The sequence below is a fragment of the Sulfurovum xiamenensis genome (genome assembly GCF_030347995.1).
Classification (GTDB): Bacteria; Campylobacterota; Campylobacteria; order Campylobacterales; family Sulfurovaceae; genus Sulfurovum; species Sulfurovum xiamenensis.
Window position 1 is genome coordinate 527,710 of the sequence record NZ_JAQIBC010000001.1, and the last position, 26,354, is coordinate 554,063.

26 protein-coding genes and 1 tRNA gene are annotated in these 26,354 nt (G+C 39.8%); 10 read left to right on the forward strand and 17 right to left on the reverse strand.

Translation table 11 applies throughout. The annotated features are described in order from the left end of the window. Positions 1–147: 147 nt before the first annotated feature. The 5 genes from PF327_RS02715 to PF327_RS02735 form a co-directional block, all read right to left on the reverse strand. Entirely contained in the window at positions 148–2,163 is a 2,016-nt protein-coding gene (locus tag PF327_RS02715) for a TonB-dependent receptor (protein WP_289401221.1), read from the reverse strand. Between the two features lie 60 nt (positions 2,164–2,223). Further along, the gene (locus PF327_RS02720; RefSeq protein ID WP_289401223.1) at positions 2,224–2,910 is read right to left on the reverse strand and encodes an energy transducer TonB; all 687 of its coding nucleotides are present in this window, start codon (positions 2,908–2,910) and stop codon (positions 2,224–2,226) included. Positions 2,911–3,187: 277 nt separating this feature from the next. Then, entirely contained in the window at positions 3,188–3,901 is a 714-nt protein-coding gene (locus PF327_RS02725; protein WP_289401224.1) for a ferritin-like domain-containing protein, read from the reverse strand. A 95-nt stretch (positions 3,902–3,996) separates the two neighbouring features. After that, complete coding sequence (locus tag PF327_RS02730; RefSeq protein ID WP_289401225.1) at positions 3,997–4,845, reverse strand: sensor histidine kinase; 849 nt, start codon at positions 4,843–4,845, stop codon at positions 3,997–3,999. A gap of 79 nt (positions 4,846–4,924) precedes the next feature. Continuing rightward, positions 4,925–5,578, reverse strand: coding sequence for a response regulator transcription factor (locus PF327_RS02735; protein ID WP_289401226.1), 654 nt, complete (start codon positions 5,576–5,578; stop codon positions 4,925–4,927). A gap of 110 nt (positions 5,579–5,688) precedes the next feature. On the opposite strand from PF327_RS02735, the gene PF327_RS02740 reads away from it, so the two are divergent. Beyond that, positions 5,689–6,345: a small multi-drug export protein gene (locus tag PF327_RS02740; protein WP_289401227.1), complete on the forward strand. Its 657-nt coding sequence runs from the start codon at positions 5,689–5,691 to the stop codon at positions 6,343–6,345. A 15-nt stretch (positions 6,346–6,360) separates the two neighbouring features. Here PF327_RS02740 and fabG read toward each other — a convergent pair whose 3' ends face one another. After that, complete coding sequence (gene fabG, locus PF327_RS02745) at positions 6,361–7,104, reverse strand: 3-oxoacyl-ACP reductase FabG (RefSeq protein WP_008244628.1); 744 nt, start codon at positions 7,102–7,104, stop codon at positions 6,361–6,363. 72 nt (positions 7,105–7,176) lie between these two features. Here fabG and PF327_RS02750 point away from each other — a divergent pair, with 72 nt between their 5' ends. After that, positions 7,177–7,515 carry a TerB family tellurite resistance protein gene (locus PF327_RS02750; protein WP_289401228.1) on the forward strand — a complete coding sequence of 113 codons (339 nt, stop codon included), beginning with the start codon at positions 7,177–7,179 and terminating at the stop codon, positions 7,513–7,515. A 14-nt stretch (positions 7,516–7,529) separates the two neighbouring features. Here the strand turns inward: PF327_RS02750 and gpmI are convergent, their stop codons facing one another. Further along, a complete protein-coding gene (gene gpmI, locus PF327_RS02755) occupies positions 7,530–9,008 on the reverse strand; it encodes a 2,3-bisphosphoglycerate-independent phosphoglycerate mutase (RefSeq protein WP_289401229.1) in 1,479 nt (492 codons plus the stop codon). An 88-nt stretch (positions 9,009–9,096) separates the two neighbouring features. Here gpmI and mraY point away from each other — a divergent pair, with 88 nt between their 5' ends. The 6 genes from mraY (at position 9,097) to tilS (ending at position 15,485) form a co-directional block, all read left to right on the forward strand. Further along, positions 9,097–10,155 (forward strand): phospho-N-acetylmuramoyl-pentapeptide-transferase, encoded by a 1,059-nt coding sequence (gene mraY / locus PF327_RS02760; RefSeq protein WP_289401230.1) that lies wholly within the window; start codon positions 9,097–9,099, stop codon positions 10,153–10,155. Next, complete coding sequence (murD, locus tag PF327_RS02765; protein ID WP_289401231.1) at positions 10,155–11,372, forward strand: UDP-N-acetylmuramoyl-L-alanine--D-glutamate ligase; 1,218 nt, start codon at positions 10,155–10,157, stop codon at positions 11,370–11,372. The genes mraY and murD overlap by 1 nt, the downstream gene beginning before the upstream one ends. 83 nt (positions 11,373–11,455) lie before the next feature. After that, positions 11,456–11,531: transfer RNA gene (locus PF327_RS02770), tRNA-Phe, on the forward strand. A 259-nt stretch (positions 11,532–11,790) separates the two neighbouring features. Next, entirely contained in the window at positions 11,791–13,029 is a 1,239-nt protein-coding gene (locus tag PF327_RS02775; protein WP_289401232.1) for a hypothetical protein, read from the forward strand. Positions 13,030–13,179: 150 nt separating this feature from the next. Continuing rightward, positions 13,180–14,496 carry a 30S ribosomal protein S12 methylthiotransferase RimO gene (rimO, locus tag PF327_RS02780; RefSeq protein ID WP_289401233.1) on the forward strand — a complete coding sequence of 439 codons (1,317 nt, stop codon included), beginning with the start codon at positions 13,180–13,182 and terminating at the stop codon, positions 14,494–14,496. Positions 14,497–14,504: 8 nt separating this feature from the next. After that, positions 14,505–15,485: a tRNA lysidine(34) synthetase TilS gene (tilS, locus tag PF327_RS02785; RefSeq protein ID WP_289401234.1), complete on the forward strand. Its 981-nt coding sequence runs from the start codon at positions 14,505–14,507 to the stop codon at positions 15,483–15,485. Here tilS and PF327_RS02790 read toward each other — a convergent pair. The 4 genes from PF327_RS02790 to PF327_RS02805 all read right to left on the reverse strand — a co-directional run bounded on the left by PF327_RS02790 (position 15,482) and on the right by PF327_RS02805 (position 18,581). Beyond that, positions 15,482–16,324 (reverse strand): tyrosine-type recombinase/integrase, encoded by an 843-nt coding sequence (locus PF327_RS02790; RefSeq protein WP_289401235.1) that lies wholly within the window; start codon positions 16,322–16,324, stop codon positions 15,482–15,484. The genes tilS and PF327_RS02790 overlap by 4 nt on opposite strands. Before the next feature lie 3 nt (positions 16,325–16,327). Next, positions 16,328–16,951 carry a lysophospholipid acyltransferase family protein gene (locus PF327_RS02795; protein WP_289401236.1) on the reverse strand — a complete coding sequence of 208 codons (624 nt, stop codon included), beginning with the start codon at positions 16,949–16,951 and terminating at the stop codon, positions 16,328–16,330. A gap of 8 nt (positions 16,952–16,959) precedes the next feature. Further along, entirely contained in the window at positions 16,960–18,258 is a 1,299-nt protein-coding gene (gene miaB, locus PF327_RS02800) for a tRNA (N6-isopentenyl adenosine(37)-C2)-methylthiotransferase MiaB (RefSeq protein WP_289401237.1), read from the reverse strand. An 83-nt stretch (positions 18,259–18,341) separates the two neighbouring features. Beyond that, the gene (locus tag PF327_RS02805) at positions 18,342–18,581 is read right to left on the reverse strand and encodes an HP0268 family nuclease (RefSeq protein ID WP_008244647.1); all 240 of its coding nucleotides are present in this window, start codon (positions 18,579–18,581) and stop codon (positions 18,342–18,344) included. Positions 18,582–18,780: 199 nt separating this feature from the next. Between PF327_RS02805 and nusA the strand changes: the two genes are divergently transcribed. Then, the gene (nusA, locus tag PF327_RS02810; RefSeq protein ID WP_289401238.1) at positions 18,781–19,944 is read left to right on the forward strand and encodes a transcription termination factor NusA; all 1,164 of its coding nucleotides are present in this window, start codon (positions 18,781–18,783) and stop codon (positions 19,942–19,944) included. A gap of 61 nt (positions 19,945–20,005) precedes the next feature. On the opposite strand, the gene PF327_RS02815 is transcribed toward nusA, so the two are convergent. Genes PF327_RS02815 through gap form a run of 3 tightly spaced genes read right to left on the reverse strand, consistent with a single transcriptional unit; the run spans position 20,006 to position 22,908 of the window. Further along, positions 20,006–20,698, reverse strand: coding sequence for a triose-phosphate isomerase (locus PF327_RS02815; RefSeq protein WP_289401239.1), 693 nt, complete (start codon positions 20,696–20,698; stop codon positions 20,006–20,008). Between the two features lie 11 nt (positions 20,699–20,709). Continuing rightward, a complete protein-coding gene (locus PF327_RS02820) occupies positions 20,710–21,900 on the reverse strand; it encodes a phosphoglycerate kinase (protein ID WP_289401240.1) in 1,191 nt (396 codons plus the stop codon). Positions 21,901–21,912: 12 nt separating this feature from the next. After that, positions 21,913–22,908 carry a type I glyceraldehyde-3-phosphate dehydrogenase gene (gene gap, locus PF327_RS02825; RefSeq protein ID WP_008244654.1) on the reverse strand — a complete coding sequence of 332 codons (996 nt, stop codon included), beginning with the start codon at positions 22,906–22,908 and terminating at the stop codon, positions 21,913–21,915. Positions 22,909–22,969: 61 nt separating this feature from the next. On the opposite strand from gap, the gene nadD reads away from it, so the two are divergent. Continuing rightward, positions 22,970–23,887, forward strand: a complete 918-nt coding sequence (gene nadD, locus PF327_RS02830) for a nicotinate (nicotinamide) nucleotide adenylyltransferase (protein ID WP_289401242.1) — start codon at positions 22,970–22,972, stop codon at positions 23,885–23,887. Positions 23,888–23,934: 47 nt separating this feature from the next. Here nadD and PF327_RS02835 read toward each other — a convergent pair whose 3' ends face one another. The 3 genes from PF327_RS02835 to PF327_RS02845 all read right to left on the reverse strand — a co-directional run bounded on the left by PF327_RS02835 (position 23,935) and on the right by PF327_RS02845 (position 26,350). Then, positions 23,935–24,264, reverse strand: a complete 330-nt coding sequence (locus PF327_RS02835) for a hypothetical protein (RefSeq protein ID WP_289401243.1) — start codon at positions 24,262–24,264, stop codon at positions 23,935–23,937. A gap of 60 nt (positions 24,265–24,324) precedes the next feature. Further along, positions 24,325–26,022 (reverse strand): arginine--tRNA ligase, encoded by a 1,698-nt coding sequence (gene argS, locus PF327_RS02840; protein WP_289401244.1) that lies wholly within the window; start codon positions 26,020–26,022, stop codon positions 24,325–24,327. Positions 26,023–26,128: 106 nt separating this feature from the next. Beyond that, on the reverse strand, positions 26,129–26,350 hold the full coding sequence (locus tag PF327_RS02845; protein ID WP_008244663.1) for a Sec-independent protein translocase subunit TatA/TatB: 222 nt from the start codon (positions 26,348–26,350) through the stop codon (positions 26,129–26,131). Positions 26,351–26,354: the final 4 nt, after the last annotated feature.

Below are 26,354 nucleotides of genomic sequence, written 5' to 3' on the forward strand. Positions count from 1 at the left end.
TAAGTTTGTTAAAAATACGGGTAATTATAACAAAAAAAGTATAAAAAGCTTATACGTTTCATCAAATAGGTGTTTGTACTATCCTAAAGTTGATTTTTTAATGAGGTAGTGGGAAGAGAAAAAAAGATCCCTTCCCGTAGTATTAGATTAGAATTTATATTTTATATTTGTATAAAAATAACGTCCAGGCTCATTAAGAAGCATTACATCGCCACCGCCTGCAGTAAGTAAAGTCAAATCTTTATAAGTGTTTGATACTGCATAAGTCTCATCAAATACATTGTCAATACCTACGGTAAGTTCAAAGTTTTTACCAAATTGTTTTGTTCCCTTTAGATTAAGTACGGCATACCCATCTAATTCTTGTTCACCATTGTCTGAATCAAAATCTGACCATTCATCAGATGCGACTATTTCTGCTCTCAATGCCAAACTATCATCATAGTCATAGTTTACTGCCAAGTTAAGCTTAAATGGTGGGATCTCAGGCATATCTGTATCTAATTGCCCACTTAGGGCATTTTCTTTTTCACCTCTTTGGTAAGACATTCCATAATCAAAGTAGAGTGCATCTGTTGCAACATATGTTCCACTTAAATCAAAACCATAGATAGTCGCGTCTACATTTTCAAATGAATGCATCATGTTGTTTGCATTATAGGCAATAAAATCATCTAGTTTCGAATAGAATGCTTTTGCTTTGATCGTAGCATTTTCATACTTCTTTTCAACACCTAGATCAAACTCATAATTAACGGTATTTTCCAAATCTGAGGTACCAACCATTGGGAATGAAGGTGGCATACTCATCATCATCATCTGAATAAAATACAACTCTCTTGCATCAGGTACTCTTGATGATTTACCAAATCCGGCAAAATATTGAGTACTTTCATTCGCTTGATACGTTCCAAATATATAACCATTAAGTTCATTATAGTCATTATCTGGCTGTTGTGTAGTATTAGGATTCTGAGAAGTGATCTTCGTCTCATCATATCTTAGCCCAATATCTAGTGTCAATTTATCCATTTTAATCTCATCTTTAAGGAAAAATGCATAATTTTTAGTATCTACATCATCAATACTCTTTGTACCAGACCAAGACCCCATTCCTATATATGCTCCATCCCAATTACGTATGCTATAGTCTAACCCTGCAGTAATAGTATGATTATCTACATCAAAACTGTTCTTAAGTTTTGCTCCCTGCATCTTCGTTGTAAGTGCATGTGTCGTTTCCATATTATTAGCAGAGTTTCTATATTTATTTGACATTGGATGATCCACTTCTGATTGAAAGAGTTGAAGGTTTAACTCTTTAGAATAAGTACCTAAATCCTTTGCAATATACTCGATATTATAAATATCTGAATCATCATAAAGGGCATCCATTCCAGAAGATGGGTACAATACATCATCACTTCTATTTGCTGTATAGCTCAATCTTAACTCTTGATTATCTGTGATATCCCAGAAAAGTTTCGCCATAAATGTCTTTTTCGTATAAGCGTCCATATCCTTGTATACTGGCTGATAACGTGTCATATTAGAAACTCCTACCTCTTCCATCTGCTCTGCAAAATCGTTACCGTCACCATCTTCATACTGTTCACTTTTCTCAGTTGAACCAGAAAGTAAAACTCTTACATTGTCTGTGATACCCCCACTAAGTGAAAATGCACCTTTTTGGTAGCCCCAAGATCCTAAACCTACGTTCAATTCACCTGCAAACTCTTCTTCTGGTTTCACTGTATGGATCTTTACATCTCCACTGAGTGAACCAAACTCTTCTACATTGAATGGACCTTCATTGATCTCAATATAATCTACATTGTTTGTCAATACATGAGAGACTGGCGGATCCATTCTGTTTGGACATGCACCATAGACTTTTGCGCCGTCTATTGTAATATTGATATTGTCTTTTTTCTGTCCTCTTAAGATAATATCATTTGCGACACCCGATCTTCTTACAAGTGAAACACTTGCTGACTGTTTAAAAAGTGCTTCTCCCAAATCGGCTGACTTAATGTCTTCTCCACTTACATCTTTAACCACTTCTGTATCTACTTTTGTGGCTACGTTTATCGATTCTAACTCAACTTCGGCAGCATTCAAACACACTGAACATACCAAAGAGAGGTAAATTCCCTTTTTCATATAACTCTCCTCAATTAATTTGAGTTATGGTGTCATAGTTGTGTTAATTAAGTGTTAAATCTATCTGATTTGATAGAGAAGTTTGATGGTAATACTTTTTGGTAGCGAAATAGGTGCATTTTTGGTATCTATAGGAAACGCACTTTTTACAGCATTTCGTGCAGAACTATGGAACACTTTAGGCCCGCTTACAGAGATATTTCCCACTTGTCCATTGCTCAAAATAGTAAATTCAACCTTGATCGTACCCTGCATGCCTCTTCTTTGTGCAATACGTGGATATGATTTGTGCTTGTTTATTTTATCCCTGATACTTGCAAGAAATTGATTTTTCTGTGCAGGAGTGATGTTTGCTCTTCGTGAAGAAGCTTTTTGTCTCCTCTGTTTTTTCTTGGCGATTTTCTTACTCGTTCTTGTCTTCGCTTTAGGTTTTGGTTTTTTCTTAACCTCTTTTACAACCGGTTTAGGTATTACTTTTTGCACTACAGGTTCATGCGTAGGTTCCTCTTTGACTTCAGGCTCCTCCTCAGGAACAAGTTCTTTAATGATCTCAGGTTCAACAACAGGCTTTTCTTCGACAACAGGTTCTTCTTTAACGATAGGTTTCTCTATCACTTTTTCTTCTTCTATCTCCTCCTTTTCCACCTGTTCTACGGAAGCAACAGCTTCAGCTTGAAAAGAACATAAGCATAGCTGCGTCGTTTTCTCTTCTGTTTTTTGTGTTGAGACAAGATAACGATCTTCCATATAAAAAAACAAACTTATCATGAAAAGGTATATAAGTGAAGTGCTAAAATAAGAGATAAAATGGCGATGTTTTAACATATTTAGCATAGAAGAATCTTTTTTGGGATGTATTATGACGGAAAAACGTTAAGGAAGTGTTAAAAAGAACAGAAGGAGTTTGTATTTAATGAGGGGGGGTCATCCATACAAGACACCTTCTATGTTCCACTTATTTCGACGTAAAAGAATTATGACGAAGAAGTGTTAATTTAGTGTTAAGCTAAATAAATATTTTGCATTACTTTGTATTTGGATACTCAGGATGACAATATTCAGTACCGAGTGAACAACATCCATCAGCAATACCTTGATTTTTCAGCCCTTTGTCAAATGACCAGTAATGGTTATAGCTACCATCGCGCAAGAAACTGAATACTGTAACAATATCTGTTGCATTTTCAGACTCTGCTAATGCAATATCTCGGTTCAAATCATTCACATCTACTACTTCAATAATACATCCAACTTTAAGCGCATCTATTTCTGATGGAGAACCCTGTGCAACAAGATTCTCATAGAGTGTTTGTATCGCTGAAATATCATAGGTTCCCGCATTCATCTCTTCTATGGGTGTGTTCATATATCCTAAAGGTTCCAAATCCACATTGGTAAAATTCACATCATCACTCAATTTATATTTTTGAATAAGCTCTTGTACCACAGCAATATGCTGATATTCCCCATTACTTGCAATTTTTGTAAACTGTTCTGTACCATATTGATCATACAAAGCATTGTAGACATCATATGCCAATCTTTCTTCATTTCCCATATAAGCAAGTGTATTAGTTAATTCTTGAGACAGTTTTGAAACAGGTGCATCAAGCGCAATTTCTACCTCGGTAGGTATTGAAGAGGATTCAACCACACTGGAAGATCCACCACCACATCCCATGATACTCAACACTAGACCACCAACCAACACACTTTTGAATAAACTATTTTTTTTCAATGTACACTCTCCTTCTCTTTATATTTCTAATATCATAGTAGAGAAGTGTTAAGTAAGTGTGAAATTTATAATAAAAATAATATGAATTTATATTGTTAAGCGGTGTGAACTTTCTCCATGTTTAAACTCACCGTAGTACCAACACCTTTTTCCGACTTGAAATGGATCTCTATACCCTCTTCATCACAATATGCTTTGACCAACGCAAGTCCTATGCCTTCCCCGTCTTTTCTATCATCTGCCTGATAATAACGTTCATGCACACGTAAAAGTTCTGTACTTCCCATACCCACACCCTGGTCTTCCACACTTAATATATGGTTATGCAGTGTGACAACTATCGGTGTATCCTTGGAAGAATACTTCATTGCATTGGAAACAATGTTATCAAACATCTGTTCAAAACCTATTTTATCTACTTCTATCTCATACTGTTCCAGACTGAGTTCAAACGGATTCCGTCTCTGATCTTTGAATACTTCGATCCTATCTTCAATTAATGATTGAAGATCAAAACGCTCTTTTTCTATCGTATGCATCTCTTTATGAATACTATAGACCAACTCATCATAGAGTTTTTTGAGTCTTACACTGGCATCTTCTATACGTTTGATACGCTTTAAGGATTTTTCATCTTCCATGGTTTTTTTTAACATGGATGTATTGGCTTTGATCGTAGAGAGCGGAATGTTAAGTTCATGAATAATATCATTGGTAAGAGAAGTCAGCGTATCTTCCATCTGTTTTTTAGGTGCAAAAATAAGTGTAGAGAGCACATACCCCCATCCTATGGCTACGAGTAGAACCAAAGCACCTGCTATAAAAAAATTAATCTCAATGATATTCCAATTCCCTAAAAAACGATACACGGCAGTCAGCAACGTGAACATAGTCACAAAATAGATAACCGTACCGAAAATAATCTCTTTTTTACGACTCAGCATTTAGTGCTTCGCTTGTACTGAATTTCACATAAATCATTTAGTGATTTATTGCATTGTATTTTAATACTTATAATTCTTGTCATTTAATGCTCATCTGGTACCCTACACCACGTACATTCTGTATCTGCGTAGGGAAATATTTTTTAAGTTGTGCGATATACACTCTCAAGGCACCATCACTGGCTTCCTCTGAAGCACTCCAAAGACGTTCTTTGATTTGATCTAAAGGGACCACGCGTCCCTGACCTTCTAACAAAGTGAGAAGAAGTTCACTCCCTTTCATACTCAACTCCAGTACCTGATCATTTTGATACAAAGTCTTTGTCAATATATCGAACTGATACGCTCCTATCTGTACGATCTGACTGCGTACCTGTCTACGTAACACTGCCTGTATTCGCAGGAAAAGTTCATCCAGGTCGACAGGCTTCTGGATGTAATCATCTCCTCCTTTTTCAAACCCCTCTTTGAGCGATGCTTTATCTTCTCTGGAGGTAATAAAGATACAAGGGGTTTCATCTCCGCTTTGACGTAATTTTTCTAAAAGTTCAAAACCATTTTCATACGGCAGATTGACATCAAAAAGATAGAGATCAAAAATATGCTCATAGGTGAGATCAAGTGCACTATAGGGATCTAGGGTACAGTGTAGAACATGTCCCTCTTCTTCCAAAAAGTCTTCCAGGGTTTCATTGAAGAGTTTGTCATCTTCTAATACCAGTATCCGTGCCAATACTTTCCTTTGCTTGGATATTTCATCTATGATTATACCTCAAAGTTATTTACATGCTAATCCAATTTCATGCTATACTTTGATTTCAAACCCAGATGGAAGGTAAATTATTGAAACTCGATCAATCATTTTTAAAACATAAAGAGGGACAGATCTTGCTGCTTGGACTTATGTTATTAGGCGGCTACTTCATTCTTGTTTTACTTTGTGCTATTTTTTATTCAGATTATTTTCAGGAATTACTCAGTATCACGGTCACGAATGTTATATTTGGACGAATGGCAGGACTCTCTATAGGTGTAGCTTCACAGATGAACACTACGTTTCTTGTGCTCTTCAACTTTTTCATTGAAACCATTATGGTTCTCATTTTATATCCGCTTTTCGTATTCAGTTGGAACAAGCTTGACTTCCTCTCATACCCTCCCCTTAGCCGATACCTGGAACGCTCTAAAATAAATGCCCATAAATATGAGCCCCTTATTAAACGTTATGGGGTCATTGGGCTTATTTTATTTGTATTGACACCTTTTGCCATGACTGGTCCGGTGGCAGGAAGTTTTGTCGGATTTCTAATCGGATTTAGACATCGCGTGACTCTGACTATTGTACTTACAAGTACTTTTGTAGCTATTAATATATGGATCTATTTGATCAAGAATTTTGAAGAAGAACTGGTTGCATACAGTGACATACTTATGATAGGTCTGTTCATAGCTGTCGCTGTATTACTGTTGTGGTATTTTGTTAAGAAAAATTTTCGTTGAAATTTTTCTTGGATATTACATAAACATCCCGCCATTGACTTTAAGTGTCTCACCTGTAATGTAAGAAGAGTGATCAGAGAGCAAAAATGCTACGGCTTCAGCAACCTCTTTAGGTTCACCGAATCGACCCATCGGTATCTTGGCTGTGAATGCATCTTTGACCTCATCTTTAAGCACATCTGTCATCTCTGTCGCGATGAAACCCGGAGTGATCGTATTGTAACGGATATTCCTAGGTGCTGCCTCGATCGCAAAACTTTTTGTCATCGCGATCGTTCCGCCTTTACTTGCCGAATAATTCGTTTGCCCGGCATTTCCTGTTTCACCTACGATGGAAGAGATATTTACCACAGAACCAAAACGCTTTTTCCCCATCACTTTGAGCGCTTCACGACACCCTATAAAGGTCGATGTTAAGTTTGCATTGATCACATCCATAAACTCTTCCGTTTTCATACGCATCGCCAGTTTATCTTTGGTAATACCTGCATTGTTCACAAGATATGCAAGCTCACCGTCTGCATCAACAATGCTTTTTATCCCTGCTACAAAAGCTTCATCATCACTTACGTCAAATCCTATCACTTCAGCTCTACCGCCTTCAGCTTCTATCCCTGCTTTTACAGCATTTGCTTCAGCCTCTCCGGAACGATAATTAATCCAAACTTTCAAACCGAAAGTTGCAAGCCTTTTCGCTATCTCTGCACCTATCCCTCTGCTCGCTCCTGTGACTAAAACATTGTGACCTGTAAATTTCATTTTGACCCTTTTTTATACTTTTGATAAAATTGTACCATGTTTTTATGGTACAATTGCAGAAAGGACAGATGCATGGAAAATAAAATTAAAAAATCAGTAGCTACCTTACTTGCTCATATCATCAAAATTGATGATAGAGATATCGAAAAAGAAACACCGCTTTTCTGTAAACTGATGGAAATTGATTTTGGTTGTAGTCCTGAAGAAGCAAAAACCTTTTTAAAAGAAACATTGCAAGAAGAATATGACCTTGATGAGCATATTGCTATCATCAATGAGGCTTTATGTGATGACAAACTCAGTAAAATGCATATCCTCGAGCAACTGAATCATATTATCTACTCAGATACGATCACACCTAATGATTATGAAGAATTTGAAAAGATCAAAAAGGCACTTTTCTCCTGCTGATCTAAAAATCTGTCTTAGATCAACGGTGCATCCATCTCTTCAGGTATATCCAATCCCATCAGCTTCAATACTGTAGGTGCCACATTATTCAATCCACACCCCTCTTTTACTTCTGTGACTCCATCAGCAATGACAAAACACCATACTTCACCTACCGTATGGTTGGTTAGTACATGCCCTTCACTGTCTTTCATCTCCTCACAGTTTCCATGATCAGAAGTAAGTACCACCGCATACCCATCCTCTTTTGCTTTATCGAGTATTAAGCCAAGTTCCGTGTCAACTGCATTTACCGCTTTAAGTGCTGCTTCATAGTTACCCGTATGACCTACCATATCTCCATTGGCAAAATTCACTACGATAAGATCATAGGATTCATCCATCGCCGTTCGTACGGCTTCACCTACCTCTGGTGCAGACATCTCCGGTTTCATATCATAGGTCTTCACATCAGGACTTGGAATGAGTACCCTGCTCTCTCCTATCATAGGCTCTTCCACACCGCCATTCAAAAAGAAGGTCACATGTGCATACTTTTCTGTTTCTGCCGTGTGAAGTTGTCTCAGCCCTGCATCACTGACCACTTCTGCCAAAGTATGCTTCGGTGTCTCTTTAGGAAAGAGTATCGGATAAGGGAAAGTTGCATCATATTTTGTCATCGTTGCGATATTAAGGGGTGTAGCCTTGCATGCAAACTCATCAAAATGTGCATCTCCCAAAGCTGTTGTGATCTCACGTACTCTGTCTGAACGGAAGTTCGTGATAAGTACCACATCATCCTCTTCCATCCCTCCATACGATCCAAAGGCAACAGGTTCCATAAACTCATCGGTTTCATTCTTTGCATAACTCGCATCAATATACGCTTCTGGGCTCAATGAAGTTGACGGTGTGGCCTCAGCAATAGCACGATACCCTTTTTCCACTCTCTCCCAACGGTTATCCCTATCCATAGTAAAGAAACGACCGCCTATAGTTGCAATAGAGATATCTTCATCGCAGATCTCTTCTATTTGATCCACATAGGTCTTCGCCGAAGTAGGACTCACATCTCTACCGTCCGTGATCAAATGTAAAAAGACTTTTTTCCCTCTGCTTTTTGCAAGTTTTGCCAAACCGATCGTATGTTCGATATGTGAATGTACGCCTCCATCACTCAGCAAACCTATCAAATGCACACGGTCACTCTTCTCCAAAATACCATTGAGCGCCTGGTTTTTTTCTATACTTCCATCTTCAAGTGCCAAAGAGATCTTTACCAGATCCTGGTACAAAATACGACCAGATCCTATGGTCATATGTCCTACTTCAGAGTTCCCCATCTGTCCTTCAGGCAGCCCTACGCTCAAACCATGTGTAGAGATAAGTGCTCTTGGTGCTGTTTCAAAAAGTGTGTCATAGGTAGGTTTAGTCGCATCTTGAAATGCATTACACGTACTGTCAGGTTTACACCCGATACCATCGGTGATGATTAAAACTGTTTTTTGTCTCATATTTTTTCTTTTCGTAGTATTTAATTGAAATAATAGTAAAATAAACTTTCTTAAATCTTTAATACAAAATTTTAAACGAAAGTCGCCCATGCTATACGAACTCTCCCAACTCTTAGATATTAATCTATTCGGATACATCTCAGTACGTGCAGGCGTTGCATTTTTTCTCGCTTTTATACTGACACTCTTTATCATGCCAAAATACCTTGCCTGGGCTATCTCAAAAAAAGCAAATCAACCCATCAGCAAATATGTACCTGCACATGAAGGGAAACGTCATACACCAACCATGGGGGGTGCAATATTCCTGGTCTCTACACTCATTGCTGCCTTACTTACTGTAGACCTATCCAATATCTATATACTGGGCGGCCTAATCACGCTCATTGGTTTTGGTTTCGTTGGGTTTAAAGATGACCTGGGAAAAGTACTTGCAGGGGACAACCTGGAAGGCCTTACCCCCAGAGGCAAGATGGGATTACAGATCATCGTTGCAGCAGTTTCCACAGGACTGCTTCTCTACGGAGGGTTTCCAACAGAGTTCTATGTACCCTTTATCAAAACGCCTCTATTTGATCTAGGGTATGCAGCCATCCCTTTTTGGGTACTTGTGTTTTTAGCTACGACCAATGCGGTCAATCTTACCGATGGGCTTGATGGACTGGCAACGGTACCTTCTATCATTGCATTGGTCTCACTCGGACTGATCATCTATGTGACAGGTCATGCCATCTTCAGTGAGTATCTACTGGTCCCGAATATCAAAGGTGTAGGGGAAGTAATGATACTTGCTGCCGCACTGATCGGTGGTCTGTTCGGTTTCTTATGGTACAACTGCTACCCTGCGGAGATCTTTATGGGAGATACCGGCAGCCTTGCCATCGGTGGTTTTCTGGCCTATCTTGCCATTTTAGGGAAAAGTGAGATCCTGCTTATTCTTATCGGTCTTATCTTTGTTATTGAAACTGTCTCTGTCATACTGCAGGTAGGAAGTTTCAAACTGCGTGGAAAACGTGTCTTCCTTATGGCTCCCATTCACCACCATTTTGAACTCAAAAAATGGGCAGAAAATAAGATCATCATCCGTTTTTGGATGATCTCTTTCATTGCAAACATCCTTGCACTCATCTCATTTAAGTTCAGATAATGATGAAACAGACAAAACCTACACTCTTTGGTTATGGCCTTACTACCAAAGCGATCGCAAAAAAATTAGGCGGCGGATGTACTTTTTTTGATGACAATGTCACAGAAGCCTATACTGACGAAGCAGGTAATCACATACTCCCTTCTGCTCTTTTTGATCCCGAAAAAAGTCTTTTGGAAGTCACTACACCTAGCCTGAAACCTGATCACCCACTGATCAGATCTGCAAAAAACCTGCTCAGCGAATATGATTACTTTGAAAAAGAGATGCCTTTTAGCATTTGGATATCAGGGACCAACGGTAAAACAACGACCACACAAATGCTGACCCACCTCTTGGCCAAACGTGGTGCACTCAGTGGAGGGAATATCGGTACACCTTTGGCAGAGCTCGATCCCAATGCCCCTATCTGGGTACTGGAAAGCTCTTCCTTTGCGCTTCATCACACCAAGACAGCCTCACCGGACATTTATCTTCTGCTTCCTATCACGCCGGATCATTTAGACTGGCACGAAACACCTGAAGCATACAAGGCAGACAAACTCAGACCTCTGCTCACTATGAAAGAGGGGGAACTGGCACTGGTACCCAAAGGCTTGAACCTTCCAAAGACCCATGCCTATGTCGTTGAGTATGACAGTAATGCATTTCTCGAAACATATTTTGGGCTGGATAGTAGCCAGTTGCGCTTCAAAGGTGCATTTTTGCAGGATGCACTCCTTGCACTTGCCGTGACCAAAGTACTGTTTGATGAAGCAGATTATGACTTGATGAATGCATTTATACTGGATGCCCATAGACAAGAAGAGTTCAAAGACGCAGAAGGAAGACTCTGGGTCAACGACTCCAAAGCAACCAATCTTGATGCTACGATCCAAGCTGTCAAAGGCTATGCCGACAAACACATCCATCTCATCCTGGGCGGAGATGACAAAGGTGTAGATCTGACCCCTCTTTTTGAAGTCATGGAACCGCTTAACCTTACACTATATACTATAGGGGCAAATGCTGACAGGCTTTTAACTCTTGCCAAGAGATACCATGTGAAAGCTATAGAATCACTAACCATAGACAATGCTGTAAATCAGATAGACAATGTGCATACACAAGAGAGTGTTGCTCTTTTATCTCCTGCTGCAGCCAGTTTTGATCAGTTCAAATCTTATAAACACAGAGGTGAGACTTTTATGGCATTGGTAAAAGAATTAAAAAAATAATTTATTTTTTATTTTATGTGTCGATTTTTAAGTTTCAGCTGTTATAATTCTATCCACTTAAACAGACATCCCGTCTTTAAGTTGGCTCCATAGCTCAGTTGGTAGAGCAAAGGATTGAAAATCCTTGTGTCGGCGGTTCGATTCCGTCTGGCGCCACCATTAACCTTCAATAATCACCCAAAAAACATTCAAAATCATTAACCAAAATCTTAAAAATTAGTGCATTTGCTTAAAAATCATTTAAAATACTCTTCATTCTGTAGATTATTTCCTATCTTTGAACCCTCTAAACCCTACGTGAAAAAGGGTATCCTGCACAATTATTAACTTTTTGTTAACTATTTATTAATTTTATTGACATTATTCAAAAATTTAGGTTATACTTATGTTGTATTCAAACAAATTCAAGGAGATTACAATGAAAAAAACATTATTACTTTCAGTAGTAGCGTCAACAATGATTATGGCTGGTGGAGATATCGCTCCAGTTGAGCCAGTAGTAGAAGCACCAGCAGCAGCGTCTGCATGGGAATTCAGTGGAAATGCTGTAGTTTACTACCAAACACAAGACAACAATGTATCTGATGTATTTGATCAAGAATCATCTTCAGCACAAGCTGGTATTGAGCTTAGAGCTACAAACAGTGATGTATTTGCAGGAATCGGTGCAGGTGTTGCTGTAAACGGACTTACCACACTCAACCTTGAGAACTTTATGGTTTCTGACGTAATGCACGGTACAGGTAATGGTGATATCGATGATATGACTGATGGTGGATGGATCTCTGAAGCTTACTTGACTTACGGATTTGGTAACACAAGCCTTAAAGCAGGTCGTCAAACACTTCCAAAAGCACTTTCTCCATTTGCTTACTCTGAAAACTGGAACGTATTTAAAAATACATATGATGCAGTTTTAGCTGTAAATACTGATATTTCAAATACAACTTTAGTATATGCATATGTATATGGTGCAAACCAAAATGGTTATGGTGTTGCTAACAACATCACTGACTTCAACTCAGTAAATGGTAACGATGGTGTACATATGTTAACTATTCAAAACAAATCAATTGATGGTTTGACATTAACTGGTACATGGTATTATGGACAAGAGTTTATTACAACTGATGATCTTAATATTCTTTGGGGTGATGCGAAATTTGCAGTTGCTGGTGTGAATGTAGCACTTCAAGGTGGTCAAATTACTCATGATGCAATGGCTAATGAACCAACTGCATTTGGTGCAATGGCAGGGTATGACTTTGGTATGATCAATGCTTCAGTTGCATATTCAACAGTAGATGAAGACAGTGGCGTAACAGGTGTTGGTGGACCGGCAGGTGTATTTAACATAGGTGGTCAGCAAACACCACTTTATACTCAAATGATCATCAATGAAGGTGCTATTGCTTCTGACAATGATACATGGGTAGTTAGAGCAGATATGGATGCACTTGGTGGTAATTTTGCTGCTGCATATGGTATGACATCAGATAATTCAGCTGCATCTCTTGACTACAATGAGTTTGACCTTACTTATGCAACAAATGTATTTGAAAATGTAAATGTAGCTGCTTCATATGTAAATATGGACAGTGATGCAAATCCAGATGCAGAAAACCTAGTACGTTTCGTTGCTAGATATAACTTCTAAGAATCATTCTTAATGACTTTAGAGTTCAGGCCTTTGCCTGGCTCTAACCTTTCTTTTTTCTTTTCAAATCCTTTAAATTTTTTCACTCTTATACATTTTTTTATCTTTTGGCTATAATGCTGAAAAAGTTTAACATACAAACGGATACCAATGAACAGTAAAAAATTACACCTGGTCAGCCTGGGCTGTACCAAAAACCTTGTCGACAGCGAAGTGATGCTTGGCCGTCTAAAAGAGTATGAGATCACTGATGACAATACTCAAGCCGATGTCATCATCGTAAACACGTGTGGTTTCATTGATGCAGCCAAAGAAGAGAGTATCAATACCGTACTGAGCCTCCACGATGAACGTAAAGAGAACTCCATCTTGGTGATGAGCGGATGTTTAAGCGAACGATACAAAGAAGAACTACAGACAGATATGCCAGAAATAGACATATTTACTGGTGTGGGTGACTATGAGAAGATCGATGAGCTCATCGCTTCTAAACAGAGTACCTTTTCTCCAGAAGTCTATCTTGCTACAGAAACGTCTGGAAGAGTCATCACCGGTTCTAACTACCATGCCTATATCAAGATAGCAGAAGGGTGTAACCAAGCCTGTTCTTTCTGTGCTATTCCCAGTTTTAAAGGAAAATTGCACTCACGCTCGCTCTCTTCTATCGTCAAAGAGGTAGAAAATCTTGTCGCCCAAGGTTTTTATGACTTCTCTTTCATTTCACAGGACAGTTCCAGCTACGGACGTGATATGGGTCTCAAAGATGGACTGGTAGAGCTTATCAAGGGAGTAGAAGCTATAGAAGGTGTGCAGTCTGCACGTATCTTATACCTTTACCCAAGTACGACAACTTTTGAACTTGTCGATGCCATTTCGGATTCTGAGGTCTTTCAAACCTATTATGATATGCCTATTCAGCATATCGATGATGGAATGCTCAAAACTATGAAACGCGGCTTTGGAGAGAAGAAGACCATCGAACTGCTTGAGTACATGAAAAGTAAACCCGGTGCTTTTTTACGTACCTCTGTGATCGCAGGACACCCTGGCGAAAGTGAAGAGAGTTTTAATCGCCTATGTGACTTCATGGAAACCTTCGAATTTGACAGATTTAACACCTTCCACTACTCTAATGAAGAGACAACCGCTGCCTACACCATGGATCAGGTCGACGAAGAGACCATTGACCAAAGAGCACAAATTCTTGGAGAGATAGCAGAGAAGAGTACGCTCAAGTCACTTGAAAAGATGGTAGGTCAAACAGTCACTGTTGCTATAGATGGGGAAAGTGATGAACACGAGTACCTGCTTTCAGCTAGACCGCTTATCTGGGCCGTGGATATCGATGGGGAGATACTCATCAATGATACTTCTGATCTACCTGTGGAGTACGGGAAAAGATATGAGGCAAGAGTCACAGAGTTAGTGGGTACCCAGCTGCTTGCTACATTGATCAAGGCACTCTAAACAAGCTTATGCTTACACTCGACCTCTCACACCTCAAAGGGAAAAAGAATTTATTGGCTTTTTCTGCGGGTGTGGACTCCTCTGCACTCTTCTTTTTACTCTTAGAGAACCATATAAAGTTCGATATTGCCATAGTCAATTATGGTACACGCGAAGCAAGTGATGAAGAAGAGATGCATGCAAAAGCCCTTGCTAAAGAACATAAACTCTATTGTCACAGCATTAAAGCCCCGGCATTTCACAGCCATTTTGAAAAACAGGCTAGAGACTTTCGCTATGAATTTTTTGAGTCCCTTATTACCATAGAGGGATACGATACCCTGATCACAGCACATCAGCTCAATGACCAGTTGGAGTGGCTGCTTATGCGACTTAGTAAAGGAGCAGGCTTAAGTGAACTGCTGGGCCTTGAACCTGTGACAAAGAAGAGACACTATGCCCTCATACGTCCGCTGCTCGCCTACAGCAAACAAGAGTTGCTACGTTACCTTCAAACAAAGGGGTATCCTTATTTCATTGATGAGAGCAACACGGATGAAAATTATGAGCGCAATAAATTCAGAAAACACTTCTCCGATGCACTGATAAATGAATACAAAGAAGGCATCAAACGCAGTATGGAATACTTGAGAAAAGACAAAGAGGTACTTGAAAGCGGATTTGAAACGCTCTACAATAACAAACTGCTACACATTGTCAAACTACATACTCCATCTGCCAAGGTCAAAGCAGCGGATATCACCCTCAAAAAACTCGGCTATCTCCTCTCGGCGAAACAGCGTCAAGAGATCGAAAAAGAACCCTCTTTGGTCATAGGTGGAGCTTGGAGTACAGTACAACAAGATGACCTGCTCTTTGTTGCCCCTTATCTCACTACTGATATGCCAAAAAAATTTAAAGAACTCTGCAGGGTGTTAAACGTACCAGGTAAGATCAGGCCCTACCTTTTCAAGGAGCATATTGATCCTTCAGAACTTGTTTTCAACTAGTGATCTTTTGCATCTGCCAAAGGGTGCGCCTTCATGTACTCCTGCATTTTTTTCACGCTTCCAAGCTTCGTATAGACCTGTGTAGTTGCCATCGTTCCATGTCCTAACAGTTCACTCACATCTGCGATACGTGCACCATTATTGAGCAAATGGGTGGCAAAAGAGTGTCGCAGTTGATGCGGTGTTACTTTCAGACCTTGTGCCTTGAAAAGTTTTGTAAGTATATAACGTAACTGCGCAGCGTTCATAGGTGAATTTCCTTTTTCAAACAGATACTTTTTAGGAGATCTTCTCTTAATATATACAGTGATGAGTGCCTGCAAACTCTCCAATAGAGGCAACTCTCTTACCTTGTTTCCTTTCCCATGGATCTGTATCCATCCCTTATTGATATCTTCAAGTTTAAGACTACTCAGTTCAGAGATACGCAATCCCAATCCATACAACATAGAAATAAGCAATTTCTCCTCTAAATTGGCACGACTCAATACTTCTTCAATGTAGTTCTTTTCAATGGGCTTAGGGAGGCTTTTAGGTACCTTTATCGACTCATCCCCAATAAGTTTGATATTCATATGACACTGATCTTCGAGGTATTTTGTAAATGAATGTACCGCTGAGAGTTTTTTGACGATGGTCTTTTTATGATTTTTAACGATCTTAAAACGAAAAGGGGTGATATCCAGTACAGTGACGCCATCTGCTTCATACACATGGCTCTCTTCGAGCATCTGCCTTAAAGCGATCTCATATGTCACGATAGACGTTTCAGAATAACCTCTGACATCAAACAAATAATTCAAAAACTCCTCAGATACCTCTTGAAGTTTAGATTTCATCTTTTAATGTACCGTATGTGCTAACATTTTATCACGTAAAAATGTTCTGGCTTCATCCATTTCCATCCCTTCCAAAGAAACATTTTCCAAATAGAAATCGATGGTAGTGAAAGGTTTGGGAATGACAAATCTGTCCCAACTCTCAAGTTGCCAATACGCTTTAGGTATATAATTCACTGTCAATACTGGTGCTTTGGCCTTGTGTGCCAAGGCTATCGCACCATCACTGATACTGTGGCGTGGGCCTCTGGGTCCATCAGGCGTGACCAGAAGATCATCCCCTTTTTTAAGTGCTCTAAACGCTTCTAAGAGTACCTGTTTGGCTCCCCGACTGCTGGATCCTCGCAAAGGTGCTATAGAAAAATACATCAGTATCCTTGCGATCATCTCGCCATCAAAATGCCTTGAGATGATCCCTGAAGCCAACTGTTTTTTATGAAAATAGCGATAGGCTTGGGGAGACATCAGCAGTTCACCGTGCCAACAGACGACAATAGACTGTTCTTGTGTGATCTCACCTGTAACATGAAAGTTTTTTTTGGAAGTAAACCAATAAAAACGCATCAGAAGATAGCCCAGCGGAGGGAGTAAGACTTGAGCAATGCTTCTTGAGAGTGTTTTAAACATTGGCTTTCCTAAACAAGCACTCCATCAAGAGCACCCCGGGAGGTTTTCGTCACTTTGACATCTACTATTTTACCTAAAAGCTCTTCACTTCCCTGAACAAAAAAGAGTTTACCGTCATCCGAACGTCCAGAAACCCTTCCGTTAGGCTTGAGTTCATCAAAATAGACCTGATGTACCGTACCTAACTGTGCATCCATGATCTCATCCAGGATCTCTGTATGTCTTGCCTGAAGTCGTGTCAATCTCTCTCCTGCTACATCGCTGTCTATCTGGTTATCAAACTCTGCTGCTTCAGTATGCGGACGAGGAGAATACTTGAATGAGAACATCTGCTCAAAACGTACTTTTTCCAGTACATCCATCGTATCTTCAAAGTCTGCATCGCTTTCGCCCGGGAATCCAACGATAATATCTGTAGATATGGTTGCTTCAGGACACAGTGTACGGATCTTTTCACAACGATTCAGGAAATTCTCTTTGGTATATCCTCTTTTCATTGCTTTCAATAGTGAAGTAGATCCGCTTTGAAGAGGCACATGTATCTGTTTACATATCTTAGGATTAGAAGCAAACTCCTGAATGAAAGCATCATCCATATGTAAAGGGTGAGGAGAGGTAAATCGTATACGCTCCAATCCTTCTATCTTAGAGATCTTTTGCAACAACTGCGTAAAGTCACAGCTCTCTTCAGAAGATCCGAATCGTCTTCCGTAGTTATTGACATTCTGTCCAAGAAGCATCACTTCCTTTGCACCTGAAGCCACTGCTTTGGTGATCTCCTGTACGATAAGGTCAGAAGGGATGGAGATCTCTTCTCCACGAGTTGCAGGTACGATACAGAAGGTACAGGATTTATCACATCCTATGGAGATATTTACCATCGCCTTGTAAGGGTTGCTTCTGTACTCACCAAAGGCATAGGTACTTTCATCAAAATCTGTACTGACCTCTACGGCATGCTTTTTATGGACCACTTCAGTGATCTTCGACACATTTCTTGCACCCAATACAAAGTCTACAGAAGGTGCACGTTTGATGATCTCATCACCTAAATGAGAAGCGGTACATCCTGTCACACCTATTTTTGCAGAAGGTTTTTTGTGTTTGTTAAAGACACCGATCTCTGAAAAGAGTTTTGCTACAGGCTTCTCTCTAACAGAACAGGTATTAATGATAATAAGGTCAGCATCTTCTAGATTTTCAGTGATTTCGTAGGATTCTTTTTGGTTCAATTCTGCGATCATATGTTCACTGTCACGAACGTTCATCGCACAACCAAGTGTTTCTATAAATAATTTTTTACTCAAATGTTATCTCTTCTTTAATGGTGTAGTTTTCTGGACTAAAGCCCAAAAACTATGCTTACGCCAAGCCTACCTTAGAAGCAGTCTTATGCGATAATGTGTACTTCGTAGATATATTCATTATCATCCAGCCCGTACTTGACTTCTCTCATATATACAGAGAACCCTTTTTCTTCAAAATATTCAATTAACTCTTTCAGCTCTTTATGCGAGTTATCTTTATCAAAATAAAAGATAGATCTATTCGCTAGCTCGTCTTCTATTTTTTGCAACTCAATCGTTTTCGGCTTCGCTTTAAGTGTTGTTCTAGCAAGTTTCAGTTTCATCGATGGGTACCTTTTAAATTATATTATTTATTCTTCCGATTTATATAACAATTATACTTTATTTTCTGTAAAGCTTAGGTTAGCTATAATAATCAACTTCAAAAACAACACCTCCCAAGACGTTATTGACACTGTTATGTTACCTCTTGTAGCGGTATATTGTATTGATTAGAAAAAACATTTATAAATAGGAAAAATCATGGAAAAAATATTAGACATCATTGAAGCGATCGCACATGAAAAAAATATCTCCAAAGAGCATGCGATAGAAGCCTTTAAAGAAGCTTTGATCAATACAGCTAAGAAACTTACAAATTTTACAAGTACCTTTGAAGTGATCATCGACAATGATACAAAAAAATATTCTATCTATAAGGTCATCACCGTTGTAGCTGATGATGATGAACAACTTTATGTAGAAGTCGGGAAAGAGGGAAACAAGCAAGAAATCGAGTCTGACAGTTTCATTGCCCTATCCGATGCACAAGAGTTTGATGACTCTTTAGAGATTGGAGACCAGTTAAAAGAGGAATTTATCCTGGAAGAGCACGGACGTACAGCTTCAGCAAATCTTTTCAGAGAACTGGAGTATCATGTACAAAGACGTATAGAACAGGACTTGTTTGAAAAATACAAAGAACAAGTAGGTACAGTCATGTTAGGTACCGTTAACCGTGTGGATGCAGATGACAACACGCATGTTGAGATCGGTGAACTTAAAGGTATTCTTACACAGAGAAACCGTATCAAAGGTGAGAAGTTTAAGCGTGGAGACTCCATCCGTGCACTTCTCAGATATGTCAGTGTTGACCCGGATCATGGTCTTTTCCTGGAGCTGACAAGAACTTCACCTAAATTCCTGGAAGCACTTATGGCCAATGAAGTTCCAGAGATCGATGATGGTGTAGTGGAGATCGTTGCTGCAGCAAGAATCCCGGGAGAAAGAGCAAAAATAGCACTGAAGACAGAGCAGATGAATGTTGATCCTATCGGTGCAGCTGTGGGTGTCAAAGGGGTACGTATCAATGCAGTAAGCCAAGAGCTTAATGGTGAAAATATCGACTGTATCGAATTTTCTCCGATCCCTGAAGTTTTCATTACACGTGCATTGAGTCCTGCTATTTCACAAAGTATCAAAGTAGATGCAGATGCGAAAAAAGCAGTGGTAAATATTACAAGCGATCAAAAAGCAAAAGCGATCGGTAAATCCGGAATTAACATCCGTCTGGCCTCTATGCTGACAGGGTATACAATAGAGTTAAACGAAATTGAAGGGGTCACGGAAAGACAAGTAGACAGTTCAGAAACTTCAGAAGCGACAAAAACAACTGATACATCAGCACTCGAAGATCTCTTTAGATAAAAGAGATGCGTAAAAAGTGAGTCGTTAACTCACTTTTTAATGCGACAAGTCGTACTTTATTTTACTTCTCGCCTATCATCGTAGCAAAACTCTCCACATCCAAAGACGCAGATCCAACCAAAACACCATCCACACCACGAATTGCAGTGATCTCTTGAATATTTGCTGGCTTGACACTGCCTCCGTAGAGTAATGGTTTTTGTACGGTTTGCTTTAACGCTTGATGGGTAGAAGCTATCTCTTCAACCGTGGCAGATCTTCCTGTTCCTATCGCCCAGATAGGTTCATAAGCAACAATAAGATCTTTATAGCTGATATCAATACCGTCAAACTGTGCCAACAGATACTCCATCACAGCTTCATCGCCCTTTTCTCTTATCTCAAGCGGTTCACCGATACAGTAGAGTATTTCATATCCCTGCTCTTTAAAAAATGTAAATTTTTGGGCTACTTTGTCTTGAGACTCACCTAAATGTTCTCGTCTTTCACTGTGTCCGATGAGTATGGTTTTGATACCAAATTCCTCAAGCTGCTCTGTACCTATTTCTCCGGTAAATGCACCGTTTTGTGTCGGATAGGCATTTTGTGCACCAAGCGTAAAATCACCCTCATACTTGCCTAAAGCTGTTGCAGGAGGGAAGATATAGACTTGGTCTTCGGGTTTTTTTTCAAGCAGCTTTTCATTCAATACTTCAATGTATTTTTCCGTTGATGCTCTGGTATGATTCGTTTTAAAATTTGCTGCAAAAATCAATCAAAATCCTTTTACTCAAGTGCTTCAATTCCTGGCAGAGAAATACCTTCTATCAATTTCAGACTTGCTCCACCACCTGTACTTACGAAGGTCATCTCATCAGCATCACCGGCACGCTGTGTTACATCAGCAGTATCCCCACCACCTACAATCGTTGTTGCATGTGTTTGTGCAATGTTGTTTGACATTGCGAAACTACCTTTTGAATATCTGTCCATCTCATAGACTCCCATAGGACCATTCCATATGATCGTTTGTGCATCATTAAGTGCTTCACGGAAAAGCCTTGAAGATGCAGGACCTATATCCAGTCCCATCCAACCTGCAGGGATCTCTTGTATAGGAAGAAATTTCACTGTCGTCTTCTCTGAAAACTCCGGCGCTACCACCACATCAACCGGTAAATAGAGTTTAACCCCCAGCTCTTTGGCTTTGGTCATAATACCTTTTGCCTCATCCAACAGATCATCTTCAACCAATGAATTACCCACTTCATATCCTTGTGCCTTCAGGAAAGTAAATGCCATTCCACCACCGATGATGATCTTGTCTACTTTATTGATAAGGTTTGTCAATGCCTGGAGTTTACCAGATACTTTGGAACCCCCAACAACTGCGATAAAGGGACGAACAGGATTTTCAAGTACTTTAGAGAAGAAATTGATCTCTTTACTCATAAGGAAACCTGCTGCTTTATGGTCTGCATCAAAGAATTTGGTGATCGCATCGATAGATGCATGTTTTCTATGACAGGCACCAAAGGCATCATTGATATAAAACTCTGCAAAACTTGCCAACTGTTCTGCAAATACCATATCATTTTCTGTTTCCCCTGCTTCATAACGAAGATTTTCAAGTAAAAGCATATCGCCTTCTTTCATAGCCGCTGCTTTCGCTTTAGCATCTTCACCCACGACATCTTCTGCCATAAAGATATCATTTTCTACTTTGAGTAAGGTGCGCAGTCTTTTTGCGATAGGTGCCAATGAATACTTCTCTTCATACTTCCCTGGTTCCGGTCTTTCATAGTGTGAAGCAAGAATGATTTTACAGTCTCTGTCGATACAATAACGGATTGTCGCCAAAGCAGAACGTATACGTCTGTCATCTGTAATGTTCCCAAATTCATCCTTTGGTACATTAAAATCACATCTTATAAAAACTCTTTTACCATCAATCTTTAAATCTTTTAATGTTTTCATCTATTCCCTGTCTTACTTTTTACTTACATGTACTGCCATGTCTACTAAACGGCGAGAGTATCCCCACTCATTGTCATACCAAGAGAGTACTTTTACCATGTTGTCTCCAATCACCTGTATAGTATCGAGCGGTACGACTGTACTTAACTCTTCACCCACAAAATCTTGAGAAACCCTGTACTCTTCATCCACACCTAAAATACCTTTATGTGATCCTTCACTGGCTGTTTTAAATGCAGCCTGTACCTCTTCAACTGTCACGTTTGTGTTAAGGGTTACCGTCAGATCGACCATAGAGACATCCGGTGTCGGTACTCTTATCGCCTGCCCATTCAACTTGCCTGAAAGTGCCGGAAGTACTTTAGAGATGGCCTTAGCTGCACCCGTTGTTGTAGGTACCAAATTGGTTGCTCCAGCACGTCCTTTTCTCGGGTCTTTTTTATGTTTTGCATCCAAAATAGGCTGCGAAGAGGTATAAGAGTGGATCGTAGTCATCAACCCTTTTTCTATACCAAATACATCATCCAACACTTTTGCTACAGGCGCCAGTCCGTTTGTCGTACAGCTTGCATTGGAGATGATCGCTTCACCTGCATAATCCTCTGCATTTGCTCCAAGTACGAATGTTGCCGTGTCATCTTTTGCCGGTGCAGAAAAAATCACCTTCTTTACACCATTGTCCAAATAAGGCTGTACACTCTCCGCTGTCAAGAATGCCCCTGTACACTCCAGAACAAGATCAGCACCACAAGAGGCAAAATCCAGCTTAGAGAGATCACGTTCTGCAAATATCTTTGCTTTCGTTTTACCGATGTTCAAATATCCGTCGGCTACAGTAACATCATTACGTCTTCCATGGACAGAATCATATTTCAGGTTGTACTGGATCATCTCATCAGTACCGGATGCATTCACTGCAACAAGTTCAATATCATCCCTATCTGCAATAATACGCGCCACACATCTACCAATTCTTCCAAGTCCGTTAATTGCTACTTTTACAGCCATACTTTACCCTTATGATTATTATGCTAAAATTACGCAATTTTACAGTAAATGAGGTTAGTATTTGGTTAATCATCAAAAGCCTACTATAGCTATCTTTGGAGGGAGTTTCGACCCTCCTCACAAAGGACACCAACTTATCGTTGAAAAAGCTGTAGAAAAGCTGCAGATCGACCAACTGCTTGTCGTACCTGCCTATCTGAACCCTTTTAAAACATCTTCACTGGCTGATGCCGCTACACGGCTTGCTTGGTGTCATATGTTGTTTGACCCCATAGAACGTGTGAAAGTGGATGATTATGAGATCAAAGAAGGCAAAAGTACCGTAACCTCACAAAGTGTAAAACATTTTAACCAGAAATACGATGTCAAGTATCTGATCATAGGATCTGACAATCTGTCAACATTGACAAAATGGCATGCGTTTGAATGGCTGAATGAAACAGTGACCTGGGTTATAGCAACACGGGATGATCATCATTTAGATACGGATGCACTTAATAGCTGGGAACTTCTGCCTATAGAAGCACCTATGAGTTCAACCCAAATAAGAGAAGAAAAAGATTTACAATTTATTGACGAAAAGATCAGAGAATCTGTCAAACATATATTAGAAGGGCAACACCATATGACAATAGACGAAAGAATAGCAAACATCGTAAAAATCCTTGACGATAAGAAAGCCGAAGAGATTGAGGTATTTAACCTTGATGATGCAGATTATATAGCAAAACGTGTAGTGATCGCTAACTCACTCAATGGAAAACACACGCTTGCACTTTTTGACCATCTCAAAAAAGAACTCAAAGAACAGGGGGAAACGTTTATCGCTTCAGACGCTACAGACGAATGGACAGTAGCAGATTTAGGCGATATCCTTATCCATATCATGATACCTGAATACAGACAACGCTATTCACTTGAAACATTTTTAAACGAACTTGTTGAAAATCAGAAAAAGAAAGATAGTGATCCTGCATAGATGAATTTCACTTCCAATACTGCAAATGACAATGATCTGTCATTTGCCTAGCCTACTTCATGACCCGAACCCGTCAACCACTCCAATAACAAAAACAAGCCTATGGTCACCAGCGGCGAAAAAATGATCCAACCAACATATTTCTCTCTTACAAGATAAAGTATCAATCCTCCCCATGAAATAATCATCAGGATCAAATGTGCCAGATATATGGGCATGACCGGACGTGTTACATTCCCCGCAACTGCCAATGATAGGATAATACCAAGCGTAAGAAGTGCTGTAAAAAGTTTTTTGATATTTTTGTTTCGATGGTATTGAAAAGCAATGAGTCCCAATGTAGCCAGTACCGCTAAAATAATGAGTGCTTTCATCAATACTTCTCCCCTTTGAAGAAGCCAAAAAGCCCTTCAAATTTTTGCTAAACGTTATAGATATTATAACTTATCGACCGTCTCGATCCCGAGTATATCCAATCCTTGTTTGATGGTCTTGGCCGTCAGGTCAGCCAAGAGTAAACGACTCATCTTAGTTACATCATCAACACCCTCTTTGAGGATAGGATTCTGTTCGTAAAAACGCATAAAGAGTGTTGCCAGCTCATAAAGATAGGTCGTGATCTGGTTAGGTGCCGCATCTACTGCAGCACGGTCGAGTACATCTTCAAAACGGAGCAACATCGTAGAGAGTCTATGCTCCAATGCATCACCGATAATTATATCACCCTCCATAGGACCGTCATACTTTCTGAAGATACTCTGGATCCTTGCATAGGCATACTGCATATAGAGTGAAGTGTTACCCTCAAAGCTCAACATCTTGCCCCAGTTAAAAATATAGTTGGATTCACGGTTGATCGAAAGGTCCGCATACTTTACGGCCCCGATTCCTATGATCTTGGCCAATCTTTCCAACTCTCCTTCCGAATAGTTCTCTTTGTCATTGATCGTCTCTTTGGCTTTTGCAACAGCCTCATCAAGCAGTTCAATGAGTTTGACTGTACCGCCTTCACGTGTTTTGAATGGTTTTCCGTCTTGACCCATCATCGTACCAAATGCGATATGTTCAAGCTTCACATCTTCAGGAACAAAGCCTGCTTCTTTTGCCACCCTGAAGACCTGTTTGAAGTGCTCTCCCTGTCTTGCATCCACCACATAAGAGATACGCTGCGCCCCTAATGTCTGTGCTCTGTAGCGTAATGCAGCAAGGTCTGTAGTGGCATAGAGGTACCCCCCATCACCCTTTTGAACGATTACCGGGACTTCCTCGCCTTCCAGGAATACACATTGTGCACCGTCACTCTGTGTCAATAATCCTTTTTCATCCAGATCGCTGATCACACCGTGCAGGTAATCATTGTAAAAACTCTCTGCGCGTACATCTTCGCGTGTCAGATTGACACCGAGTTTTTCATATACCTCTTCACAATGTCCTAAAGAGATATCTATAAACTTTTGCCAAAGTGCTAAACAGTGAGTGTCGCCGCTTTGGATTTTTACGACATACTCTCTGGCTTTATTTGCAAATGCCTCATCTTCATCAAAACGTCCTTTAGCATCTTTGTAGAACTGCTCCAGGTCTTTTAAACTTACCGACCCCTCTTCGTGTATCTCTTCGAGGTAGGCAATGAGCATTCCAAACTGTGTACCCCAGTCTCCGATATGGTTTTGACGTATGACATCATCCCCAAGATAGGTTAAAAGGTTTGCCAATGTATCACCGATAATAGAAGAGCGCAAGTGTCCTACGTGCATCTGTTTGGCCATGTTCGGACCAGAATAATCTACTACTACCTTGACAGGTGTTTCACGTTTTTCTACACCAAGTCTGCTGTCTTTACGTGCTGATTCACATTGTGAAGCAAGCCAAGAGGGATTAAGCCATAGGTTGATGAAACCCGGACCTGCTATCTCTGCTTTTTCGAGTATTCCGGTCAGATCAAGGTTTTCTATGATCTCTGTAGCGATCATCCTAGGATTCTTACCTAAGGGTTTAGCTAAGGCCATTGCCCCATTGAACTGGAAATCACCGAATTCGGCTTTGGTCGCTTCGGTGACACTCATAGGCTCGTGTTCTATACCCGCCTTGGTAAAAGCTTCTTTGATAACGTTATTGATCTGTTGTTTTAATTTCATTGGTCTTCCGTCATAGTTAATATGGAATTGTAGTAGAAAATAGCTTCATAGCTATTTGGAGGAATAATTATTTCAACACTGAGCAATGAACTGCTCAGTATCAAACTTAAGCGTTTTCGCTTTTTTTCTCTTCTTTTGAAGCTTCAACCTTGGGCTCTTCTTTAGAAGCGATCTCTTTAGGCTCTTCTTCATCTTCTTTGATTGCTTTCTTGAAGTCTTTGATACCTCTTCCCATACCTTTAGCAAGATCTGGAATCTTTTTTGCTCCGAAAAGAAGTACAACAATCGCTAATACGATCAATAGTTCCGGCATACTTGGCATACCCATGTTA